At 62.2% G+C, this 20,342-nt stretch carries 19 protein-coding genes and 1 pseudogene; 15 read left to right on the top strand and 5 right to left on the bottom strand.

Annotation, left to right across the window (positions count from 1 at the left end; all coding sequences use genetic code 11):
* Positions 1 to 21: 21 nt before the first annotated feature.
* Entirely contained in the window at positions 22 to 1,599 is a 1,578-nt protein-coding gene (locus D8Z78_RS03770; RefSeq protein ID WP_121629053.1) for an ABC transporter substrate-binding protein, read from the bottom strand.
* A gap of 164 nt (positions 1,600 to 1,763) precedes the next feature.
* Here D8Z78_RS03770 and D8Z78_RS03765 point away from each other — a divergent pair, with 164 nt between their 5' ends.
* From D8Z78_RS03765 to D8Z78_RS03755, 3 genes are all read left to right on the top strand, one after another.
* On the top strand, positions 1,764 to 2,453 hold the full coding sequence (locus D8Z78_RS03765) for a GntR family transcriptional regulator (protein ID WP_121629054.1): 690 nt from the start codon (positions 1,764 to 1,766) through the stop codon (positions 2,451 to 2,453).
* Positions 2,450 to 3,124, top strand: coding sequence for a flavin reductase family protein (locus D8Z78_RS03760; RefSeq protein WP_121629055.1), 675 nt, complete (start codon positions 2,450 to 2,452; stop codon positions 3,122 to 3,124). Before D8Z78_RS03765 ends, D8Z78_RS03760 begins: the two co-directional genes overlap by 4 nt.
* A 178-nt stretch (positions 3,125 to 3,302) precedes the next feature.
* Positions 3,303 to 3,923 carry an exonuclease domain-containing protein gene (locus tag D8Z78_RS03755; RefSeq protein WP_240671981.1) on the top strand — a complete coding sequence of 207 codons (621 nt, stop codon included), beginning with the start codon at positions 3,303 to 3,305 and terminating at the stop codon, positions 3,921 to 3,923.
* 186 nt (positions 3,924 to 4,109) lie between these two features.
* Here the strand turns inward: D8Z78_RS03755 and D8Z78_RS03750 are convergent, their stop codons facing one another.
* Positions 4,110 to 5,948, bottom strand: coding sequence for a methyl-accepting chemotaxis protein (locus D8Z78_RS03750; protein WP_164932873.1), 1,839 nt, complete (start codon positions 5,946 to 5,948; stop codon positions 4,110 to 4,112).
* Here D8Z78_RS03750 and D8Z78_RS24485 point away from each other — a divergent pair.
* The 5 genes from D8Z78_RS24485 (at position 5,922) to D8Z78_RS03730 (ending at position 8,970) form a co-directional block, all read left to right on the top strand.
* Entirely contained in the window at positions 5,922 to 6,122 is a 201-nt protein-coding gene (locus tag D8Z78_RS24485) for a hypothetical protein (protein WP_164932872.1), read from the top strand. The two genes, D8Z78_RS03750 and D8Z78_RS24485, sit on opposite strands and share 27 nt — an antisense overlap.
* 182 nt (positions 6,123 to 6,304) lie before the next feature.
* A complete protein-coding gene (locus tag D8Z78_RS03745; protein WP_121629058.1) occupies positions 6,305 to 6,892 on the top strand; it encodes a Crp/Fnr family transcriptional regulator in 588 nt (195 codons plus the stop codon).
* A gap of 69 nt (positions 6,893 to 6,961) precedes the next feature.
* Entirely contained in the window at positions 6,962 to 7,153 is a 192-nt protein-coding gene (locus tag D8Z78_RS03740) for a YgaP family membrane protein (protein ID WP_121629059.1), read from the top strand.
* Between the two features lie 258 nt (positions 7,154 to 7,411).
* Complete coding sequence (locus D8Z78_RS03735; RefSeq protein ID WP_128910600.1) at positions 7,412 to 8,245, top strand: hypothetical protein; 834 nt, start codon at positions 7,412 to 7,414, stop codon at positions 8,243 to 8,245.
* Entirely contained in the window at positions 8,242 to 8,970 is a 729-nt protein-coding gene (locus D8Z78_RS03730; RefSeq protein WP_121629061.1) for a phosphotransferase family protein, read from the top strand. Before D8Z78_RS03735 ends, D8Z78_RS03730 begins: the two co-directional genes overlap by 4 nt.
* Here the strand turns inward: D8Z78_RS03730 and D8Z78_RS03725 are convergent.
* Both D8Z78_RS03725 and D8Z78_RS03720 read right to left on the bottom strand, forming a co-directional pair.
* On the bottom strand, positions 8,915 to 10,147 hold the full coding sequence (locus D8Z78_RS03725) for a sigma-54-dependent transcriptional regulator (protein ID WP_121629062.1): 1,233 nt from the start codon (positions 10,145 to 10,147) through the stop codon (positions 8,915 to 8,917). The genes D8Z78_RS03730 and D8Z78_RS03725 overlap by 56 nt on opposite strands.
* Positions 10,148 to 10,150: 3 nt before the next feature.
* Positions 10,151 to 11,470, bottom strand: a complete 1,320-nt coding sequence (locus D8Z78_RS03720) for a sensor histidine kinase (protein ID WP_206169624.1) — start codon at positions 11,468 to 11,470, stop codon at positions 10,151 to 10,153.
* A gap of 279 nt (positions 11,471 to 11,749) precedes the next feature.
* Here D8Z78_RS03720 and D8Z78_RS25190 point away from each other — a divergent pair.
* From D8Z78_RS25190 to D8Z78_RS03690, 7 genes and pseudogenes are all read left to right on the top strand, one after another.
* Positions 11,750 to 12,040, top strand: a pseudogene (locus tag D8Z78_RS25190) (response regulator); the annotation flags it as partial.
* 69 nt (positions 12,041 to 12,109) lie between these two features.
* Positions 12,110 to 13,267: a glycosyltransferase family protein gene (locus D8Z78_RS25325; RefSeq protein WP_338064672.1), complete on the top strand. Its 1,158-nt coding sequence runs from the start codon at positions 12,110 to 12,112 to the stop codon at positions 13,265 to 13,267.
* A complete protein-coding gene (locus tag D8Z78_RS03710) occupies positions 13,251 to 13,826 on the top strand; it encodes a glycosyltransferase (protein WP_121629065.1) in 576 nt (191 codons plus the stop codon). The genes D8Z78_RS25325 and D8Z78_RS03710 overlap by 17 nt, the downstream gene beginning before the upstream one ends.
* Positions 13,827 to 13,828: 2 nt before the next feature.
* Positions 13,829 to 14,470 carry a glycosyltransferase family 4 protein gene (locus D8Z78_RS03705; RefSeq protein WP_338064667.1) on the top strand — a complete coding sequence of 214 codons (642 nt, stop codon included), beginning with the start codon at positions 13,829 to 13,831 and terminating at the stop codon, positions 14,468 to 14,470.
* Positions 14,470 to 15,486, top strand: coding sequence for a glycosyltransferase (locus D8Z78_RS03700; protein WP_128910598.1), 1,017 nt, complete (start codon positions 14,470 to 14,472; stop codon positions 15,484 to 15,486). Before D8Z78_RS03705 ends, D8Z78_RS03700 begins: the two co-directional genes overlap by 1 nt.
* On the top strand, positions 15,483 to 17,246 hold the full coding sequence (locus D8Z78_RS03695; RefSeq protein WP_121629068.1) for an ABC transporter ATP-binding protein: 1,764 nt from the start codon (positions 15,483 to 15,485) through the stop codon (positions 17,244 to 17,246). The genes D8Z78_RS03700 and D8Z78_RS03695 overlap by 4 nt, the downstream gene beginning before the upstream one ends.
* The gene (locus D8Z78_RS03690) at positions 17,243 to 18,484 is read left to right on the top strand and encodes a phosphotransferase family protein (RefSeq protein WP_121629069.1); all 1,242 of its coding nucleotides are present in this window, start codon (positions 17,243 to 17,245) and stop codon (positions 18,482 to 18,484) included. The genes D8Z78_RS03695 and D8Z78_RS03690 overlap by 4 nt, the downstream gene beginning before the upstream one ends.
* A 340-nt stretch (positions 18,485 to 18,824) precedes the next feature.
* Here D8Z78_RS03690 and D8Z78_RS03685 read toward each other — a convergent pair whose 3' ends face one another.
* The gene (locus D8Z78_RS03685) at positions 18,825 to 20,342 is read right to left on the bottom strand and encodes a tripartite tricarboxylate transporter permease (RefSeq protein ID WP_121629070.1); all 1,518 of its coding nucleotides are present in this window, start codon (positions 20,340 to 20,342) and stop codon (positions 18,825 to 18,827) included.

Below are 20,342 nucleotides of genomic sequence, written 5' to 3'. Positions count from 1 at the left end.
AAGGGCGGTCCGGCAAGGGGGTCAGGAACCGTCGCCCATGCGTGCGAACCACAGTCGCGGCTTTGCATCCGGGAAGAGCGGCATTTCGGACACGTCATCCGTCACCGCCCAGGCCATGGGCTGCTGGTGCAGCGGGATCATGATCATCTCGTCCTTGACGATCTGCAGCGCCTCGGTCTGCAGCGACAGACGCGTGTCGAGGTCAAGCTCCTTGCCCGCCGCGTCGATCAGCCCATCCAGTTCCGGGTAGGACCAGCCACCCCAGTTGAACACACCCGCATTGCCATCCTTGGAGTGGAAGATCTGCAACAGTGGCGAATAGCTGTCGAGCAGCGGCAGCGTGGCCCAGCCCAAGGTGTAGACGTCGGTATTGGCATTCGTCCGCTTCGGCGATTGCACCGCGCGCGGCGCCACGTCGAGCTTGGGTGAAAGGCCGATCCGGCTCCACATCGAGGCGATGGCCTGGCAGAACTGCTCTTCGTTCACCAGCCCGTCACTGAGGCAGTTGAATTCGAACTCAAGCCCTTCGGGCACGCCCGCCTCGGTCAACAGAGCCTTGGACGCTTCGGGATCGAAGCCCGGCAATTCGTCCAGCGCCTCGACATAGCCGGGGATCGGCGGGGCGATCGTGGCACCGGCAATGCGGGACTTGCCGCGCATGATCCTCTGGTGGATCAGGTCGAGGTCGATCGCCTTGTACAGCGCCTCACGCACGGCCTTTTCCTTGAACGGGTTGGGCTCGCCCGTGGTCAGGGTGTCACGGAAGGGAAAGCCGATCATCACGGTGCGCAGATCGACGCCTTCGAGAACCTCGACATTCGGCGCCGCGACCAAGCGCGGCAAGTCCTGCACCGGCGCGTCGTTGGTAAAGCTGATCTCACCCGACAACAGCGCGGCCACGCGGGTCGCAGCCGAATTCACCGGCAGCAGTTCGATCTTGTCGAGATTGTGCTGCGGCTCGTCCCACCAGTCGGGATTGACGACGAAGACGGTCTTCGCATCGGGCTGGCGGCTTTCGACGATGAACGGCCCGGTCCCGTTGGCATTGTAGGTGGCGTAACCTTCGGTGCCTGCGCCCACGTCGGTCGGCATCAGGGTATCGTTCTCGGTCATCCATTCCTTGTCGAAGATATGGATGTTGGTCAGGTCGTTGAGCAGCAGCGGATAGGTGCCGTTCAGCGTGATGTCGACGGTCAGGTCATCCACCACCTTGGAACTGACATAGGCAGGCAGGTTGCCCTTGAGCGGAGAGGACTCGTCGCTCACCCGCGTCAGAGAGGCGACCACATCCTCGGCGGTGAAGGGGTTGCCATTGTGAAAGGTCACGCCCTCGCGCAGCCTGAAGCGCCACGTGATCTGGTCGTCGAGGATTTCCCAGCTTTCCGCCAGAGCCGGCTCGATCTTCAGGTCCTTGTTGTAGCGCACCAGCCCTTCGTAGACGTGGTTCAGCACGTTGATCGTGAAGCTGTCCCCGAAGGAATACGGGTCGAGCGAGCCGATATCGCGGTTGGCGCCCCATTTCAGCACGTTTTCCGCCTGAGCGGTGCCCGACAAAGCGGCAACTGCCGCCGTTGCAAGTATGAGGTGGCGTAGTTTCATGGTCTGATCCTCTTTCAAGTGGATTGCACTGCAGAATCGCTAAAATTGGATACGATGCATCTTGCGTGGCACATTGCACATTACTCATCAAGCAAATTGTATCCAATTGACGATCAGAACGGTATGCGATAGGAATTGTGCGAAATTGATAGGCAGACCTGACAATGAGTGAACCCAAGACCACGCTGACGGACGCCGTGCACGATCTGCTGCGCAAGGCGATCATCGAACAGGCCCTGAAACCCGGCATGCGCCTGCCCGAGGACACGGTTGGCGAGCAATTCGGCGTGTCGCGCACCATTGTACGCCACGCGCTCGTCCGGCTTGAACATGAGGGGCTGGTGGTGACCCGCCGAAACCGTGGCGCGTTTGTTGCCGAACCCTCGCGCGATGAGGCCCAGCACGTCTTCGAAGTGCGCCGCTGTCTGGAAAATGACGTGATTCGCCTGTTGTGCGAACGCATGCCAAGCAACGGGTTCGACCGCTTGCAGGCCCATGTGCGGCAGGAAGAGGCGGTAAAAGGCAAGGATGGACCCGTTTCCATCCGCCTTGCCGGAGAGTTCCACGTGCTGCTCGCCGAACTGACGGGCAACCCGGTCCTGACGCGTTATGTATCCGAGGTCGTGCTGCGCTGTTCGCTGATCATGTCGCTTTATGCGCGCAGCCATTCCTCGGATTGCGCGGTCGATGAACATTCGCAAATCATCGAAGCGATCCGGGCCGGAAACGCGGCCCGCGCCATCGGGATCATGGAGCACCATCTGGGCGCAGTCGCCGGTCGCGCCGAGCTTGCATCCGAGCCAGATAGTATCCAATCCATTCTCTCACACTACGGCAAGGAGTTGGCGTCATGACCACACAGGCCGACTACCACGCTTTCGATTTTTGCGATCTCACGGCGCGCGAAGCCTACAAGGTGATGATCGGCACCATCGTTCCGCGCCCGATTGCGTGGGTCACCACGATTTCACCCGACGGAATCGTCAATGCCGCGCCCTATTCCTTTTTCAATTGCCTGTCCGCTGACCCGCCGATCCTTGCCTTGGGCGTCGAAAACAAGCCCGATCGCAGCTTCAAGGACACGGCCTACAACATCCGCATGACCGAATGCTTCACCGTCAATATCGTTGACCGCGCCAATGCCGAGGCCATGTCGGTCACCGCCGCAGGCTTTGCGCCGGAGGTCGATGAACTGGAGATGGCGGGGCTGACCGCGGCACCCGGCGACCGGGTCGCCTGCCCGCGCATCGCCGAAGCGCCGGTGGCCTTCGAATGTGAGCGTTATCTGGCAATCGAAGTCAGTTCGGCACGGGAAATCATTCTCGGGCGGATCGTGCGTGCGCATATTCGCGAGGACATCATCGACCCGCAAACCTTCTATTCGGATCACGAAAAACTCGACGCACTGGGACGTATGGGCGGGAACGGTTACGCAGGCACACTGGATTATTTCGATCTGCCGACGCCATCGGCCGAGGAGGTGACGCGGTCCCGCAGGAAACCGGGTGTTGTCGGCAACACGTGATCCAACGGACAACGCTCGCTGCGCCCAAGACTTAAGCCGCGATCGATATGGCCCGGAAGCTCAGGACCAAATGCGGCCATTCCCTCGATCATGGGACTCATTTCAAACCGTTTCCAGAGCCTTCGCCGGACGTCAAGACGCCCTTTGAAACGTGTCGACGACTCGACTATTGCATGCCGTGATACCGGGAAAGGACATCATGGTGTTGAGTTTTCTGAGACGGAGCAGCGCGACCGGCACCGCATTTCCCTCGGGCCCTTTTCGGTTCGTGGCGCTGGACGTCGAAACCGCCAATCATGACCGCGCCAGCATTTGCCAGATCGGGGTGGCCGGCGTTCGGCCCGACAACTCCATCGAGACATGGATGACCTACGTCGATCCATGCACCTCGACATGGGCCTTCACCGGTCTGCATGGGATCAGTCAATCGACCGTAAAGGGCGCGCCGAAATTTGTGGACGCGCTGGCCCTGCTCGAAGGTCCTTTGGGGAATTTCACGGTTTACCAGCATTCAGGTTTCGACCGCAGCGCCTTCCGCGCAGCGTGCACCGCCCTCAGACGCGAGGAGCCTGTCTGGAATTGGCAGAACAGCGTTACCGTTGCGCGCCGGGCGTGGCCGGAACTTAATGGCAACGGCGGGCATGGGCTTGCCTCTTTGAAGAGGCACTTGCGGCTATCCTTTGACCACCACGACGCTGGGGAAGACGCCCGTGCCGCCGCAGAAGTCGTCCTTCATGCTGAAAGAGCAAAGGGAATAAGAATTTGTTTTCATGACGATCGAATCGAGAGCAACCGGTAGCAGGAAGAGTTTGAATTCGCTTTGCAGCGGGACATTTGACAAATGGAAAAAAGGACCATCGAGACTGAGCTCTCTGGTCGATCCTTGTCGAGATAGTTCTTCAGGAATGCGTAAATCTGCCAAGTTTGGAGCGCGGGTCCGAATCTTCCAACGCTCAAGGAGGTCCACTGCCTGTCTCGCCGGGATCTAAGCGGCGTTTAGTTTTTCTGTTTCCTTGCTTTCGGGATCCAGCTTTGCAGCCTGAGCCGAAAGATCGTGTCCGGTCTTGTGACAGCTTGTGGCGAGTTTCCGAGTTCCAGCAAAGCTGTTCTTGAACTCGCCGACGGTTGTGGATGCCTGCTGCACGGCTTCCGTTTGGCGGTTGGAGGAATGGCCAACCTTGTCCAGATGGTCTTCCAAGCTCGCAATCGCGGTACAGATCAACTCAAATTGCCGTTTCGCACTATCCACCGACTCCCGTCCTGATCGAATGTAGGTGTTGGTCGCAGCCATGAGATTCGCAATGCTGGAGGCCGGCCCCGCTGTGCGCTGAGAAAGATCACGTACCTCGTGGGCGACGATAGAGAAGCCCTTGCCCGCCTCTCCAGCGCGCGCGGCTTCGACGGCAGCGTTCAGTGCCAGAAGGTTCGTTTGAAACGAAATCTCTTCGATCGTGGTGACATAGCCTGCCACCTCCTGCCCGCTTTGCGTGATCTTCTCCACCTCTTCCACGAGGCGGCTCACAAGATCATTGCCTTCCTGAATCAGGCCTGTGGCCTGTTTGACGATGGAAATTGCGTCACGCACCACTTGCGTATTGTCCATGGCAGAGCCTTTGACGCCGTCTATGAGTTGAACGATGTCGTGCAAGAGATCTGCCTGTTGCTCTCGTCGTTCCGACAATTGCCTTGATATTTCAATCAACTGGACGGATTTCTCCCCGACCAGCTGACCTACTTCCGCCAGATGGGCATTGGCTTCGGCGCTGTGGCGCGCCGCTTTTTCCGCCTTTTCCCCTTGGGTTTCTGCGCGCGCCATGGCCTGACGCGCCTCTTCCTCGAGCTTCTGTTGGTGAAGCAGGACCTGCTGAAACGTCACAATGGCCGCTTTCAATCGCCCAAGTTCATCCTGGGTCGTCCATTCAGGCAGGGCCGCCTCGAACTCGCCCTCAGATACCCGCTCGATGATGCTCGTCAATTCCGTGACGCGCACGATGACGCGTTTGGACAAGAGACGGTAGGCAACACCACACAGCCCCAATAATACCACGGCGGCGAAAGCGAAGACGAGACTGCCGAGCCACCTCAGCCGATACATACTTGCCAACTCGGCGGCAATGAAAGACTGAACCATGCTTTCAGCCTCGTCAGCTTTCTCAAGAAAAGCGTCAAAAGCTGCATCATAGGTGGCGTCCCCTTCCGCAGCGGCCTTTGCACGTGCCAACGTGCGTTCGTATCGTGTCACGGCCAGCGACGACAGATCATCAATCCGTGCGATGATGCCATCGAACAGATCGTCATGGTTCAAGGCGACAAGAGCGGAACCAGCCGCTTTGAAACTGTCGGTAACTTCAGCGAAATCCTCACCGAAATCACCGCCGAGTATTTCCGCGGTGATCAGGTGCCCGTGTGCCAATCGGTATTGTGCTTCTCCGGCAGCCACTTGCAGGTCGATCTCCCCAGCGCGCCCGGGGGCGCGGGCAATCCGGGCCAGGTCGGCAACGATGGCGTCATAGAGCGCATCAAACCGCTCGTCAGCGTCGCTACCGACGCCCTGCTGATCGGCGAGCGACGCAAAACGCTCCTCCGTCAGCGTCCAGACGGTTTCGAACTGGGTCAGCGCTTCGGTGATGCGGGCACGCACCTCGGGCGAATCCGACGGATAGAACACGCCCTCCGGCGTTTCGCCGCCTTCGAGCAATATCATGGCAAATTCGCGTGCGGCTTCAAGGTGGTGCCAAACGTCGTCTGTCGACTCAGCTCCGTCACCGCCCATGATCTCTTCGGTCAGTACATGGGCATGCAAGGCTTCCAGCTTGATTTCCATGGCCGCATCGACCTGTGGTGCAAGTTCGACACCAAGGCGTTTGGTATCCGCCCCAAGCCGAACCAAGAGAACAACGGCCAGAACCAGAACGGCAAGTGTCAGGCCTCCTATTCCGAGGACACCAATGAATACCTGACGGGCAACCGAACGTTCAGACATTGCAGCACCTTTTAAGAAGGACGCCTTCAGAAGGTCTGTTGCGCACTAACATTCAATTAAAGGTCAAAAGCCGAAAGCTTTGCCTTTTGGACAATATGTGCCCAGTTGCGCCTGTGGACATCACGCATGTTTTCCCATTGATCCGCTGATGATTGTACAGTTGTCTCAGGCGACCCAGACCGGGAAGGCAACCCATCATGCACAGCTTCATGGCACCGAAAGGCAGACGTCTTTTTCAGCCCGGGCAGGATTGCCCGGGGTTTCTGCTTCTTGCCCGCGGCAGTATTCGAGTAACTTTGACGGGGCAAAACGGCCGTACCGTAGTGCTCTATCGTGTCGCACCGGGGGATGTCTGCCTCCAGACCTTTTCTTGTCTGGTCAACGATACGCCATATGGTGCCGAAGGGATTGCCGAGACCGATTTGGAGGGCGAGCTGGTGCCGCCAGGCGCATTTCGCACGCGCATGGCCCAGGATGCCGTTTTTCGTGACCGCATCATGGCTTCGGTAGCATTGCGGTTCGCCGAATATCAGCAGTTGGTCGAAGACGTTGCCCTGACCAGCTTTGATGCGCGCCTGGCCAAGGCCTTGTTGCGCCTGCGCGACGATGCAGGTCTCGTCACTGCAACCCACAACGATCTGGCCACCGAAACGGCGTCTGGCCGAGCCTATGTCAGTCGCCGACTGGCAGAATTCGCACGTCGGGGTCTGGTTCGGCAAGATGCTCACGGCGTGCAAGTTCTGAACCAACGTGGCCTTCAGGAGATTTCCAGCGACATGCGGTGACTCTGTCACCGTCAAGACAGCGCCACCGGCGTATCTTCGGCACAGGATATCAAATCGGAGGATAATCCCATGTCGAAGAATGAAGGAACCCTGGATCGTATCTTGCGCGTGATCGTCGGGCTTGGATTGCTGGCGATGGTGTTTGTCGGGCCGCAGACAGCCTGGGGCTGGATCGGTCTTGTACCATTATTGACCGGGCTCGTGGGCTATTGCCCCCTGTATGCGGTCCTTGGAATCAAGACCTGCCCGCTAAAACCCTGATCCCGGGATGGGGCATATGCCCCATCAACCGCGTTTGAGCCAGTCGATTGATCGGTCCTTGCGAGGCAATCCTTGTCCGACCACAGACAAGGACAAAACAAGGTGAACGACGCCGCATCATCCGGCCATATCGGCTTTTTCGCGTCTGCGCGGTCCGGGCTGGGGCATCTGCAGCGTGTGGGAAACATCGCCTCGGCGTTGCGGTGCCAAGGCTTTGCCGGCCGTCTGAGCTTGTTGTGCAACGCCGATGTACAAGGATTGTCTACCAACGTAGCGCAGACATTGGACAATATCCGCGTTCTGGATCGCGACGATATGGCAACTGAGGCGCGTCGCATCTGCGTCACTCTGGCCGTTTCCGACATGATGGTGGTGCCGGGGCTTGCCAAGGTCGGCGCGCGGCGAGTCCTCATCCTGCGGGAAATGCCTGGCGGCCGACTTGGATCATTCGCGTTGGGACCTGCGGCGTGGGACATGGTTCTGGTTCCGAACCCCGCCGACCATTGGGCGCCTGACCTGCCAGCCGACTTTGCGAAAGAGGTCGTGCGGGTCGGTTGGATCGTGCGGCAGACTGGCCGCCGCCGTCCGCAGGACAAATCGGCCGGGGTCATTCTTGCGACGGGCGGAGGGGGCACCCAGGACACGCGTGATCGGCTCTATCCGGTGCTCTCGCGCATTCTGGAGCGGGCGCGCAAGCAGGTCACGATGGCCGTGACACAGGCTTTGGGGCCGCGCGCGGCCGGTCAGGCTTTGTCCGAGGTCGACAGGGTGATCGACCCTGGCAGTGGATTGAATGACGTCTTTCGGTGCGCCGATATCGTGATCTCCACGGCTGGTTACAACTCGGTGCTGGAACTGGCCAGGACGGACACGCCGACACTTCTGACAGCCATCCCGCGCAGCTATGACGACCAGCAGGCCCGCGTGCGCCAGTGGGGGCCGCTTTTGGGGCATGGTCTGGAACCGGATGGCGAGGACGCGGCGGCGGACTGGCTGATCGACCAGGTCCGGCACCCGCGACGACGGTCACCCGTCGATCTGGGGCCAGATGGCGCCGCTGAGGCAGCAGCCATTCTGGCGCGCCTCGCATGAGCAGCTGCATCAAGACCTTTGCGGATGCGGCACAGGCGACCGAAGCGGCCCGCCGCTCCATGGCCTTACGGCAGCAAGAGGTCATGACGCCACGCGCATACGCTAACGGCCAGACCGTCGTATTCGAGAGGATTGCGGGCTGTTCCGGATTGCCGCTGACGCAGCGCCCTATTTACGATTGGCTTACATCGTTGATCCCGCTGCACACCAGTGTGCTGGACGGCCTCCCCCCATTCGATCCGATGCTGCGGATCTCGCCACGGTTAGACCTTTTGACCAATCCGTCCCTTCGCGCGGCTTTGTACCGCCTCGCACAGGCCTCGCCCCGAGGTGGATCCGTGATCCACGGTGACTTCCATCTGGGGCAGGTCATCGCTGGCCCTGACAGTGTCGCGTGGCTGATCGACCTCGACGATCTGGCCATCGGTCCGGTCGAAGCGGATCTTGGGAACTTGATCGCCAATCTGGCCACGCAAGACCATCTTCCGGGGCCATTCGCAGTCCGTTTGGAACACTGGCAGCAGGCGGTTCAAGGCGCATGGTTCCGGCTGGACCAGGCCGCCAACCCAACGTGGGTCGAACATTTCGCCGCGTTGGCCCTGATCCGGCGTCATCTGAAACTTCGGAAACAAGCACGTCGCGATTTCGAGGCAGACATCACAGCGTGGATCACTCCCGTTGCATGTCGAACTTCTCCATCCGGTAACGCAGCGTATCCCGACTGATCCCGAGCATCTGTGCCGCGCGCGAGACATTGCCCCCGGTGCGATGCAACGCCTTTCGGATCGCGCCCTGTTCCAGTTCGCTCAGCGTTGGCAGCGGCGTGTCTTCCAGTCCCCCCAGAGCCGAGGCGGGGCGGATATGCGACGCGTCGATCAGGTCGTCATCGCGCATCAGCATGGCGCGTTCGACGCAGTTGACCAATTCAGCGACATTCCCGGGCCAGTCGTGTTCCAGCAAGGCGGCGCGCGCACTGGCAGCAAAACGCGGGCGGGCCTGTCCGGCGGCGCGGGCAAGACGACGGGCGACGACCTCGGCGATGGGCAGAATGTCAGCCGTTCGCTCGGTCAAGGCAGGAACGTCGATCCAGCCGACCTGCAGGCGGAGCAGTAGGTCCGGCAGGAAAGCATCCCCCCCGCCAAGATGGTTTTCCGTCGTGGCGATCAGTGAAGGCGGGTTTGACGAACGGTCCAGCAAGCGCAACAGGCTGGCCTGTGCCACCCGGTCAAGCTGGCAGACCCGACGCAAGAACAAGCTGCCGCCCTCGGCCTGACGGACCGACTCGGTCAGATGCGCAGTTGCGCCCTCATCCAACAGAAAACAATCCACGCGTATCATCGGGCCCGGCTCTGGCACGCTTTCGTGCAACGCCGTGGCCACCAGCCCCTTGCCACAGCCCCGTGGTCCGACGATCAACACGCCCGGTCGGGTTGAGCCCGTGGCCGCAGCCGCCAGCCGCGTGATCTGCTTGCGCAGCGAATTGGCCGGAGAGGAGCGCCCGACGATCCGATCGACGCCCGTAGCATCCAGACCCGGTGCCATATCCGCCAACATCAGCTCTGATGCGATGGCCGCGATCGACGCCAGCGGTGCGGGCTTTGTCAGGAAATCGCGCGCACCCGCCTTCATTGCCTGAACCGCAACCGAAACATCGCCATGGCCCGTCATCATCACGACCTGTGCCCGGTCGTCGGCCATCCGCATCCAGCGCAGAAGATCCAGCCCGTCATCTTCGTTCAGCTTGTAATCGAGGATCACTAACCGAGGCGTCTGTCGCTCAAACATCGTCTTGGCCGAAGCCGCATCGACGGCAAAACGTGCGGAAAATCCACGCCGTTCCAGAAAAGCTACGATGGATTTCGCCAGCACGGTCTCATCTTCGACAACCAGAATATCGCTCATGTCTCAGGCCCTCGCTGGCAAGATCAAAGTTGCTTCGACGCCGCGCTCGGCACCGTTGCGCAGATCGAGCGACCCGCCCAGCCGCTCGGCGATCCGACGGCCAAGGGCCAAGCCGACGCCAAGCCCGGCAGCCTTGGATGTCTGAAAGGGTTTGAATAGGTTCCGCAATTGCGCTTCGCTCAGGCCCGGACCGGTGTCGGCCACGGTCAGCGCGATGCGTCGGCCCGGTGCCGGCGCCCATCCGATCCGGATCGTGCCGCCTTCCGTCATCGCCTCGATGGCATTCGACAGGATTGTGTTCAGAACCTGCTCGATTTCGTTCGACCCGCCTTTGGCCACCGAGTTGCCTTCGCTGCCAACCAATTCGACGACAATCCTGCGCTTGCGCAGTTGCGCATCGAAATTGCGCAGGCTGCGCTGAACGATGACGTCCACATGCGCCGTGTCACCTGCCCCCCCGGGATCGGATCGTGTCCGCACGAGGAACGATCTGATCCAGGTCTCCAGCCGGTCGACCTGATCTACGATATCCTGCACCGTGTCGCGGCTGTGATCCGGCAGGTCATCCTCATCCATCAACTCCGCACAGGACCGGATCGCTGCCAGCGGGTTGCGCAGGCCATGGGCGACGGCTGAAGCCATCTCGCCCACCACTGCCAGACGTTCGGCCTCGACCAGCCGCGCCTCCTGCCTGCGCAGGATGCGGGTCGCGTAGAGCACGACCAAAAGCAGACCGAGAAACAGGATAATACCCGCGACGATGGCCCCGATGCGGGCAAGCCGCACGGTCCCGTGGATCGCCGCCAGCAAGCTTGCGGGGGCCTTGTAGACCTCGACCGCGCCCACGACGAAACTGCCATCGGCTGACCAGATGGGAATGTAATATTCGATGAATTCCTCTACATCGTCGGGCAAACCGACATGTTCCTCTTTTTCACCACGGTCGACCACGACGACTTCGGGATGCAATTCGCCGCGCATCGCAGCTTCGAGTTCGTGATTGTCATCGAAGGTCCGCCCCACCAGTTCCTTGTCGCTGGACCACAGTACTTCTCCGTCAAAGCTATAGACATTGGCGCGGAACACATCGGGCAGGCGCGAGACATGTACGATGAGTTCCTTGGTGTCGGCGACGTTGTCGCCTTCGGCCGGTTCCCCGAGGAAATAGCCGTTGGCGTTTTCGACCCGGACGATGGAATTCAGGAACTCCATCGAGACCTGTGCGTCGCGCAGCATCATCTGGCTGGTCATGTAGCTGGCCAGGTAGGTCGACAGGATTGCCGTCGTGGCAAAGATCGCCGTCAGGCTCGTGACCACGAACATGACGAGAACCCGAAAGTAATGCGGGGAATCGCGAAGCGACAATGTGCCGGGCATATGGGTCTCTCATACTAACAACTTTGCCGAGCCTATGCCCCCGGGGACCTGCGCGGCAATCCGCCCGCGTGTGGAACCGGTGGGGGATATCACCCAAACTTACTGCGGCAAATCCCCCAAGCCTCGCAGTCCGCCTCGTCGCCATGAATGTTGCCATGCGCCAGATTGGTCGCAACCAAGGAGGCCCCCATGCAGCGTATCCTGCTTTGCTAAGACGAGCCCGTTCTTGCTCGCAACATCGTCAAGGCGCTGGCCCGCGGCCCTGTCGAGGTGACGCATGCATCTTCCGCCAAGACTATGAGCGATGCTTTGCGGTCCCAAGCCTTCGACCTTGTCATCGCCGATATTTCACTGGGGGACGGAGACGGGCTGAGCACCCTGTCGGAGGAGGCGGACCATTTGCGCGACACGCCCGTCATCGTGATGACCGGACAGGACAGCGTGAAGAATCGTAGCCGCGCCGAGGGGTTGGCTGTTGCGGCCTTTCTTGCCAAGCCCTTTGCCCTGTCGCGTCTGCGCGAGTTGGTCGCGGCGTTGACCCGTGGCCGGGTCGATGGTCCGCGCCCGCAAGGCCCGTCGGTGGTCATGTATTCACATGACACCATCGGTCTGGGCCACATGCGACGCAATTCAGCCATCGCCAAGGCGCTGGTGTCTCGGATGCCCGATGCCTCGGTTTTGATGTTGGTTGGCTGTCCGGCCGGCATGGTCTTTGAAAGTGTGCCGGGGATCGACTACGTGAAGCTGCCTTCGCTGACCAAGCTGGGGCGCGGAGCCTTTGCCGCAGGCAGCCTGCGGCTGGAAACTGAGGCGATCAGGCGTCTGCGCCGGGGCGTGATCGAGGGCGTGCTGAGCAATCTTCGCCCGGATCTCTTGCTTGTCGATCACGAACCGGGCGGGGTCATGGGCGAGCTGGAGGCAACCCTGCGCCGTTTACGGGTCGAGGGTGGCACACGCACCGTTCTTGGCCTGCGGGATATCCTCGATGCGCCCGACCGCGTGATGCAGGCTTGGGCATGCAGCGGCACCAATCGGATCGTGCGCGACCTCTACGATCAAGTGTTGGTCTACGGTGATCCGGTCTTCTTCGACAGCATCTCCGCCTACGATCTGCCCGCCCAGACCCGGACCTGTGGCATCGTCACCGGGAAGCAGCTTGCCCCTGGTCCCACGCGCCCGCCCAAGCGCCCACGCCATGTGCTGGTATCAGGCGGCGGAGGGCGCGATGCCTATCCGTTGATCGACGCTGTGATCTCAGCCTTTGCCGGTCTGCCCAAACCCAAACGTCCAGCCATGACAATCGTCACCGGCCCTCTGATGGATGTCGAACTGCAGGGTGAAGCAGCGATCCGCGCCGCCACTCTGGGGATTGAGCTCAAGAGGCATGTCTCTGATCTGACGGAGGAGATGGCCCGGGCCGATCTGCTGATCACCATGACCGGCTACAACTCCATCAACGAGGCTCTGGCCATGGGGTGCCCGGTCGTGACCGTCCCACGCCTTGGTCCTTCCGCGGAGCAACGCCTGCGCGCGGACCGTCTTTCGGCACTGGGGCTGGCCCACATCCTCGATCGCGAGACGCTGACGCCAAAAACACTCGCGCGCGTGCTGACCGAGCCAGTGCCGTTTGTCCCGCCCAACGCTTTGAAGATGGACGGTGCCGAGCAAGCCGCGTGCATCCTTCAGGCCCTTATCGAAACACAAGCCGACAAACAGGAGGCCATCCATGCCGCAGACTCCTGAAACCCCGAAAATCGCCTATGTGCTCAAACGTTTTCCGCGATTCTCCGAGACCTTCATCCTGAACGAGCTGCTCGCCCACGAGGCAGCCGGTGCCGAAGTTCATGTCTTTTCCCTGCGCCGCCCGCCGGACGAGCCACGGCATGCCCGTCTGGCCGATCTGAAGGCGCAAGTGACCTATCTCGATGGCCTAAAAGGTGCACAGTGTGCCGATCCGGGCGACAGCGCCCTATTTTCGGGAAAGACCGACGCGCAGCGGGCGCGGCTCTTGGCGCAAGCCAACGCCATTGCCGAGGCCGCACGGGGCCTTCGCGTGACGCATCTGCATGCCCATTTCGGATCGGACGCAACGACCGCTGCGCTGTTGGCCGCGCGCAAAATGTGCGGCACCTTCTCGTACACGGCTCATGCGCGTGACATCTGGCACACCTGTGTCTCGCCTCAGGCAGATGCAGCCATGCGTCGCGCCAAGCTCGCCGCTGCCGCCTTTGTCGTGACGGTGTCCGACAGCAATGCGCGCCATCTGCGCAGCTTTGCCCCCAAGCCGCCAGTCGTATCCTGAGGGTGTATAACGGCATTGATCTCACGGCCTTCCCACCTGTGTCATGTGGCTCACAGCGCCCCGGTCACCTGCTCGCCGTTGGTCGCTTGGTCGAGAAGAAAGGCTTTGCCGACCTGATCGAGGCCTGCGCTCTGCTGCGAGATCGTGGCCAGAATTTCAGCCTCGATATTGTCGGCGATGGCCCGTTGCGGCAACCATTGCAGGCGCAGATCGAAGGCTTGGGGCTGGAAAACCGGATCCTGCTTTGCGGGGCGATCCCGCAGGAGAAACTCGTCGCGCATATGGCACAGGCGCAGGCGGCCGTCCTGCCGTGCGTCGTCACCGACACCGGCGACAGGGACGGGCTGCCGACCGTGTTGCTGGAAGCAATGGCACGCGGTCTGCCGGTCGTGACAACCACAGTCGCGGGTGGGCCTGAAATCGTCGAAGACGACGTGACCGGTTTGCTTTGTCCACCAGACAAGCCGCCGATGTTGTCAGGGGCTCTTGGTGATATCCTGTCCGACCCCGCCCGTGCGGCGCAGATGGGTAGGGCCGGACGGGCTCGGGCTGAACTGCTGTTCAACCTGACGACCAACACAGCCCGGCTGCGTGCCTTACTGATGCATCCCGGATCGGCAACCCGCATCGGGGAGGCCGCGTGATGCGCATAGCCTATGTGTCGGCCGACCGGGGTATTCCGATCTACGGTGCCAAGGGCGCCTCCATCCACATTCAGGCGATGATCCGTGCCTTCGAGGGCCACCTCGTCGCCCTGCACGCCAAGGCGCCCTTTGACATGATCTACGAACGGTATTCGCTTTGGTCGGCGGCGGGCGTACGCGCCGCCCGGCGTCTGGGAATTCCCATTGCCATCGAGGTCAACGCGCCGCTGATCGACGAACAGCGCGCCTTTCGCGAGTTGGCCTGTGAAGTCGAAGCACTGAAGATCGAAACCGAGGTGCTGCAAGGCGCCACCCTGCTGGCCGCCGTCTCGGATCAGGTCGGTGCTTGGCTGAAGCGTCGAGGCGCGCCGCCCGATGCCATCAAGGTAATTGGAAACGCCGTCGATACTGCGATGTTCCATCCCGACATAGTGGCCAGCGCGCCTGTACCAGAGGGGGCGTTCTGTGTGGGCTTCACCGGCTCGCTCAAGAACTGGCACGGGGTGGACACCCTGCTGCGCGCCTGTCGCACGCTGCGCCGCGATGTGCCCGAAGCGCATCTGTTGATCGCGGGGGACGGTCCGAAAAAAGGCTGGGTCGAGGGCTTCGTTGCTGGGGCGGATTTGCAGGGCGCGGTCACTCTGACCGGTTGGGTCGACCATCACGCCTTGCCGCCGCTCATCGCGCGGATGGACGTCGCCACCGCGCCTTATCCTGCGACCGAGGATCACTATTTCTCGCCCCTGAAACTGTATGAATATCTCGCCATGGGGCGGCCCGTCGTGGCCAGCGACATCGGCCAGACATCTGGCCTGTTGACCGGGTCGGACGCGGCGTGCCTGTTGCCGCCGGGGGATGCGGATGCCCTTGCGGATTGTCTGAGGCAACTCGCCCGGGACCCGGCGCGACGCGCGCGCATGGCTGCCGCAAGCGCCGCCGAGGGGGGCCGCCATGACTGGAAGGACAATGCCCGCGCGGTGCTGCGCCATATCGCCAACCAACGGGCCGCCGCATGAGCAGGGATCGGATCGAAGCCAAGACCCTGCGCCGCCTGTTCCGCCGCATGGGGCCGCATTTGCGCCCGTGGCGGGGTCGGCTGGCCCTGGCCGGTCTCGCGATGGTCGGTGTCGCGCTGGCCGAGGTCGCACGCCCCTGGCCGCTCAAGATCGTATTCGACGGTTTGCTGATCCCGCAGGACAACCCCGACGCCGTGACCGGATGGCTGACTGGCCTGTTCGGCTCGGGCGACGGGCTGCTGGCGGCAACCGCCATTGGATTGCTGCTGATCGCGCTGGTGGGCGGCGCGGCGGGCTTTGCCCAAGCATACCTGATCGCCGCTATCGGCCAAAAGGTCGTCGCTGCGATCCGGCTCGACCTCTATCGCCACATCCATCGGCTGTCGCATTCCTTCCACGATGCCGCTTCGACCGGCGACATCATCTCGCGGCTCACCGGCGATGTGCGGATGATGCGGGACCTTCTTATCGATGCAGTTGTTTTCTTTGCCGTGCGACTCCTCGTGATCGGCGCGACCATCGGTGTGATGCTCTGGATGGACTGGCGTCTGACGCTGGCCGCGCTGACGATCCTGCCGCCGCTCTGGCTGCTGACGCGCCACTTCGGAACACGCATAAAGGGCGCTGCACGCAAGCAACGCCGCAAGGAAGGCAAGATTGCCGTGGTCATGACAGAGGGCATCTCTGCGATCAACGTGGTCAAGGGCTTTGCCCGCGAAGCCTTTGAGGAAGAGCGGTTTTCGCGCCAGAACGGCGCATCGGCCGAGGCCGGCGTAAGGACCACCCGGCTGGCCGCCCACATGGACCGGATCACGCAGGTCTTGCTTGCCGGTGGAACCGCGCTGGTGCTGTGGTATGGCTTCACGCGCGTGCGTGCGGGGGCAATCACGCCCGGAGATCTGCTGGTCTTCACCGCTTACCTCTCGACGCTCTACAAACCCGTGCGCAAGATGGCGTCGATGACGGCTCGTGTTGCCAAGGCCAGTGCCAGCGGCGAACGATTGCTGGAAATCTTCGACCTAAAACCCGGTGTCGAAGACAGGCCGGGTGCCAGCACGGCCCCACGTTTGACCGGCCAGATTGCCTTGCGTGACGTGTGCTTTGCCTATCCGGGCGACGGTGTCCCCGTTCTGAGTGATGCAGACCTGACAATACGCCCCGGCGAGACCGTCGCTCTGATCGGCGAAAGCGGTGCCGGAAAGTCGTCGGTCGCCAAGCTCTTGATGCGGTTCTACGACCCGGATCGCGGACGCGTGTCAATTGATGGACATGACATCCGAGATTTCACGTTGGAAAGCTTGCGCGGGAATATCTCGGTCGTGCTGCAAGAGTCGGTGCTCTTCGGCTCGACCATCCGAGAAAACATCGCCTATGGTCGCATCGGGGCCAGCGAGGAGCAGATCATCGAGGCCGCCCGTGCCGCCGGGGCCGAGCGTTTCATCACCGCACTGCCGCAAGGGTTCGACACCGTGCTGGGCGAACGGGGCGAAACCTTGTCCGGCGGACAACGTCAACGCATCGCCATCGCCCGTGCAATGTTGCGCGATGCGCCGATCCTGATCCTTGACGAGCCGCTGACCGGCCTTGATCGGGCGACCGCGCAGGCGCTGATGGGGGAACTGCGCCGCGCCGCGCAGGGCCGCACAACGCTGCTGATCGCGCATGATCCGCTTTCGCTGCATTTGGCGGACCGGGTGGTGCGGCTGGAAAACGGTCGCTTCACCGAATTGCAGAGTGCCGACATGGGAGTGCCCGCATGACCCGGCACACGAAACTCGTCAAAGACCCCGGCGCAGTGCTTGCTGCGCTACTGGCGACCGGTCCGTCTTTCGATGCCGTGACCAAAGTCTCCGGCCTATCGAGTCGTCCACGTTTGCAGCGGGTACTGGTGTCGGATCGCCGCCCGCTTCAGTTGGTCTATGCGCAGGAGGATGCCGTGATCTTGGCTGAGCATCACGGTGCCGACTGCGAGGCAGAGGCAGAGCGCCTGCGCGCCAGTCTGGGTAAGTCGCGGCGCGGTCTGGGCGGGGCGCTGGATCTTGGATCGGTTCTGGCTGACCCGGCGTCGGGATTGGTGCTGCGGCGCCCGGGACTGGACGCACGGCTGCCGGGCTTGCGCCTGCTGCACGATCCGGCGGAGGCCCGTGCGCTGATTGCCACGATCGAAGGAAATGACCCAGGGTCCGTGACCGTGACGCTGATGGCGCACCGATTGGGCAAACGCGCCGTGCTGCGCTGCGAGGGTGCCGATGGACGCGTGCGCTATGCCCGTTTGCGCACGGACAAGAGCAGCTCGGGCCCGCGCGCCTATTCAAGGCATCAACTCCTGTGGTCCGTGTTGAAGGAGGACTCGGCGCTGCGCATCCCGAAACCGCTTGGCCAGATGCCCGAGATGGGCGTTGCGCTGTTTGCCGCACTGCCGGGCACTGCCCCGTCCTTCGAGGGCTGTGAGGGGTTTCGGGCATGCCACGCCATCGAACGGGCCCTGAACCGCCTGCAAGACCTGCAACTTGCCGACCTGCCGGAACATGGAGGTGCGGCCGAGGCGGCGCTCTTGCGGGTTTGGCTTGACCGTCTGGCGCAAGTCTTTCCCGACCGCGCCGCGGCCCTGGCCAAAGCCCTCAATATCGTCTGCACAGCGCTTGAGAAAATCCTAACCCAAGCCGTGCCTTGTCATCGCGATTTGCATGAAAAGCAGATCCTGCTCGACGGGCCGCGTGCGGGTTTGCTGGACTTCGACACACTCTGTCTGGGCCATCCAGCGATGGATGCAGGCAACCTGATGGCGCACCTCTTTCTGATGAAGGTCACGACCGGACGCCCGCGCGCCGCGTTCGAGACCGTGATAAGAAATGCCATGCGCCATGTCCCTGAGCGCGACTTGCGGCTCTGGCGTCGCGCCGCGCTGCTCCGGCTGTGTATGATCTACGCCTTCACGGACATGCCCAATCCCCAACAGGCAGCTTTGCAGGCCGAGGCTCTGATCCCCCATGATTGACGCTACTGCCCTTCCCATCCTGAGCGACTGGTCGCGCAAGGCACTGTCACAGATGACCGGTGTGCCGAACACGGGCCTGCTGCGCCTGCGATACCGGCAAGGCAAGCGCGATCCTGCATGTCACAAGCCCGGCGGGCGAAGGCGTGCAGGGCACCCGGCTCAACGGGCTCCTGCTGGGCTCAAACCCGAAGAGAGAGATGCAGACGAGTTTGACCGTACCGGATAGACGCACTGCGCGGCCTGTTCTGGCGGGGCGATCACGGTGGCCCGTTCTCATGACGATCGGCCGCATACGGGAAGCACCCTGTGCCTTGGCCTTGGGGGCAATGGGTCCGAACGCCTAGAGGCCGTCTTTCAATTCTGCCGCGTCCCTGCCCCGCATCAGCCATCGCTTCCAAGGGATCAGTGAGGCTACCAGCAGGAGCAACGCCGCCAGCAGCAGCGCCGCGCTGCCCGGGCGCGTCACGAAAACACCCGGGTCGCCCCTCGACAGCAGCATGGCCCGGCGAAAGAACTCTTCCATCATCGGCCCAAGCACGAAGCCGATCAGCAGGGGCGCGGGCTCGAACCGAAACAGCCGCAGGACGTAACCGATCACCCCGAAAACCAGCGTCGCCCAGACATCCATCAGCGAGTTAGAAATCGAATAGACGCCTACGCAGATCAGCACGATCACCGTCGGGTAAAGGTAATGGTGGGGCACACGCAGCAGCCTGACCCAGATCCCGATCAGCGGGATGTTCAGGATCAGCAGGAAAATGTTGCCAAAGACAAAGCTGACGACGAGCCCCCAGAACAGCTCCGGGTGATCTGCGATCAGGCGCGGCCCCGGGGTGATACCGTGGATCATCAGCGCGCCCAGCATCAACGCCATGGTCGTGGAGCCGGGTATCCCCAGCGTCAGCGTCGGGATGAAGGCGGTCTGCGCAGCGGCGTTGTTGGCCGCTTCCGGCACCACGACGCCCTCTATCGCGCCCTTGCCAAACTGCGCGCGGTTGCGGTTGATCCGCTTCTCCAGCGCGTAACTGACGAAACTGCCAACGGTCTGCCCGGTCCCGGGCAGCGTGCCGAAAAAGCTGCCCACGGCCGAGCCGCGCAGCGCGGGCATTGCGCTCCGCCGCCATTCCGATAGGCTCGGGAACATGCTGCCGGTCAGCCCTGCGCCGGCATAGCTTTGCGTTGCGCCACGCAAGGACACCATGACCTCGGATATGCCGAACAGGCCCATGGCGACGACGACCAGCGACACGCCGTCGCGCAGCTGGGGGATGCCGCCTGTGAACCGCGTCTCGCCTGAATTCACATCGACGCCGATCGTGCCCAGCAGGATGCCGAGGCACACCATCATCAGGCCGCGCACCGCGCCGGACGAACTGACGATGGAGGCCGCCACCAACCCGAGCACCATGACCGAGAAATACTCGGCAGGCTGGAACAGCAAGGCAAATTCCGCCAGTCGCGGTGACAGCAGGATCATCACCACCACGCCGAACAGCGCGCCGGCCATCGACGCCATGGCGGTCGCGAACAGGGCCACGCCCGCGCGGCCTTGTTGCGCCATCGGGTAGCCGTCAAGACAGGTGACGGAGGCCGAGGGCGTGCCGGGGATGTTCAGCAGGATCGACGCGACGGAGCCGCCATATTCTGCGCCGTAATAGACACCGGCCAGCATCACCAGCGCGGTCTCGGGCGGCAGGTAGAACGACACTGGCAGCAGCATGGCCACGGCGGCCAGCGGGCCGACGCCGGGCAGCACGCCGATGAAGGTGCCAAGGAACACCCCGACGAAACAATACATCAGGTTCTGGAACGTGGCCGCGGTGGCCAGACCCAGCATCAGGTTGTCGAGCAACTCCAT

The sequence above is a fragment of the Tropicibacter alexandrii genome (assembly GCF_003667315.2).
Taxonomy (GTDB): domain Bacteria; phylum Pseudomonadota; class Alphaproteobacteria; order Rhodobacterales; family Rhodobacteraceae; genus Tropicibacter; species Tropicibacter alexandrii.
This window is presented reverse-complemented; position numbering and strand designations above follow the sequence as displayed.

What these genes read in the sequence shown, in the direction of transcription:
- D8Z78_RS03770 (WP_121629053.1), bottom strand. Translation starts at nt 1,599, where the DNA reads ATGAAACTACGCCACCTCATACTTGCAACGGCGGCAGTTGCCGCTTTG.
- D8Z78_RS03765 (WP_121629054.1), top strand. Translation starts at nt 1,764, where the DNA reads ATGAGTGAACCCAAGACCACGCTGACGGACGCCGTGCACGATCTGCTG.
- D8Z78_RS03760 (WP_121629055.1), top strand. Translation starts at nt 2,450, where the DNA reads ATGACCACACAGGCCGACTACCACGCTTTCGATTTTTGCGATCTCACG.
- D8Z78_RS24485 (WP_164932872.1), top strand. Translation starts at nt 5,922, where the DNA reads ATGCAAGGCTTCCAGCTTGATTTCCATGGCCGCATCGACCTGTGGTGC.
- D8Z78_RS03750 (WP_164932873.1), bottom strand. Translation starts at nt 5,948, where the DNA reads ATGGAAATCAAGCTGGAAGCCTTGCATGCCCATGTACTGACCGAAGAG.
- D8Z78_RS03745 (WP_121629058.1), top strand. Translation starts at nt 6,305, where the DNA reads ATGCACAGCTTCATGGCACCGAAAGGCAGACGTCTTTTTCAGCCCGGG.
- D8Z78_RS03740 (WP_121629059.1), top strand. Translation starts at nt 6,962, where the DNA reads ATGTCGAAGAATGAAGGAACCCTGGATCGTATCTTGCGCGTGATCGTC.
- D8Z78_RS03730 (WP_121629061.1), top strand. Translation starts at nt 8,242, where the DNA reads ATGAGCAGCTGCATCAAGACCTTTGCGGATGCGGCACAGGCGACCGAA.
- D8Z78_RS03725 (WP_121629062.1), bottom strand. Translation starts at nt 10,147, where the DNA reads ATGAGCGATATTCTGGTTGTCGAAGATGAGACCGTGCTGGCGAAATCC.
- D8Z78_RS03720 (WP_206169624.1), bottom strand. Translation starts at nt 11,470, where the DNA reads ATGTTCGTGGTCACGAGCCTGACGGCGATCTTTGCCACGACGGCAATC.
- D8Z78_RS25325 (WP_338064672.1), top strand. Translation starts at nt 12,110, where the DNA reads ATGTATTCACATGACACCATCGGTCTGGGCCACATGCGACGCAATTCA.
- D8Z78_RS03710 (WP_121629065.1), top strand. Translation starts at nt 13,251, where the DNA reads ATGCCGCAGACTCCTGAAACCCCGAAAATCGCCTATGTGCTCAAACGT.
- D8Z78_RS03700 (WP_128910598.1), top strand. Translation starts at nt 14,470, where the DNA reads ATGCGCATAGCCTATGTGTCGGCCGACCGGGGTATTCCGATCTACGGT.
- D8Z78_RS03695 (WP_121629068.1), top strand. Translation starts at nt 15,483, where the DNA reads ATGAGCAGGGATCGGATCGAAGCCAAGACCCTGCGCCGCCTGTTCCGC.
- D8Z78_RS03690 (WP_121629069.1), top strand. Translation starts at nt 17,243, where the DNA reads ATGACCCGGCACACGAAACTCGTCAAAGACCCCGGCGCAGTGCTTGCT.
- D8Z78_RS03685 (WP_121629070.1), bottom strand. Translation starts at nt 20,342, where the DNA reads ATGGAGTTGCTCGACAACCTGATGCTGGGTCTGGCCACCGCGGCCACG.